2 pseudogenes are annotated in these 1149 nt (G+C 67.4%); one reads left to right on the forward strand and one right to left on the reverse strand.

Annotation, left to right across the window (positions count from 1 at the left end):
• Window positions 1-262 precede the first annotated feature (262 nt).
• Window positions 263-871 (forward strand): annotated as a pseudogene (locus ACZ5CR_RS46485) (integrase); the annotation flags it as partial.
• A 144-nt stretch (window positions 872-1015) separates the two neighbouring features.
• Here the strand turns inward: ACZ5CR_RS46485 and ACZ5CR_RS46490 are convergent.
• A pseudogene (locus ACZ5CR_RS46490) lies at window positions 1016-1149 on the reverse strand (gfo/Idh/MocA family oxidoreductase); the annotation flags it as partial.

Raw genomic sequence — 1149 nt, forward strand, 5'->3', positions numbered from 1 at the left:
GCGGGGCACGCACTGCCTGCCCCGACGAGTACAGCCCCCGCCATCTTCTTCGCGGTCCTGCAAGAGGGCCGGTTGCTTCCGGGTCCGGCATGACTGTCCCCCTGCCAAGAAGAGATGACCTGGGGTCAACGGGCTCGAGAGGCGTCATGGGAGACAGTGAGGAGAGGTCCGACTACCGCCCCGCCGAGCGCAACGCCCGGCACCTCGCGGGCGGCAGGACTGCACATCCGTCCGCAGTTGGCCGATGTCGACTCCGGCCCATCACGCCCGCACCTGCCGGCCGAAGAAGCCGGGCCGACCACCCATGGTCCACTCGATCCACAGACTGGCCCTGCGCCTGGTCCGTGAGAATCCATCGTGGGGCTACCGCAGGGTGCGGCGAACTCACCACGCTCGGCATCAAGGTTGCCGCATCCACCGTCTGGGAGACCCTCGCCTCCGAGGGCATAGATCCGGCGCCCGACCGGGCCGCCACCACTTGGGCCTGGTTCCTGCTCTCCCAGGCCGACGCTCTCCTGGCCTGCGACTTCATCGAGACCGTCACCCTGACCGCCCACCCCACCGCAGCCTGGGTGACCCAGGCCGCCCGCAACCTGGCCATGGACCTCACTGACACCAAAGCAACCCCACGCGTACCTGATCCGGGACCGGGACGCGAAGCACCCAGCCCTCTTCGACGACATCCTGACCAACGCCGGAATCCAGATCGTGCGCACCGGCATACGAATACCGCGCATGAACGCGATCATGGAACGCTGGGTCCAGACCTGCCGCCGTTCCCGCACCACTCCCCCACGCACAGATCACCCAGCTCGACGTACTCCGAAGAGACCGCCTCGGCGGAGTGCTGCACGACCAACATGCCGCTTGAGCAGCACGGATGGGGTATTCGGCAGGCGCAGAATTCGACAATTCGCAGGCGGTAGCGTGCACCCGCCTTATCGTGGCGCCATTGCCGCCGTCTCCGGGCCATGCGCGACGCCCTCGCCGTGGGTGTGGGTGACCTGAATCGTCATCACTTGGGGCTCCAGTCGGGGTGGCTGCCGTGCATGGCCGGGTAGTAGGGGTCACCGGAGGTGATCTCGCCCGCGAGTACCGGCTGTCCGGTGAACGCCGACTTGTAGAGCGCGGCGGCGAATTCGAGGGTGC

The sequence above is a fragment of the Streptomyces sp. NPDC031274 genome, assembly GCF_055570235.1.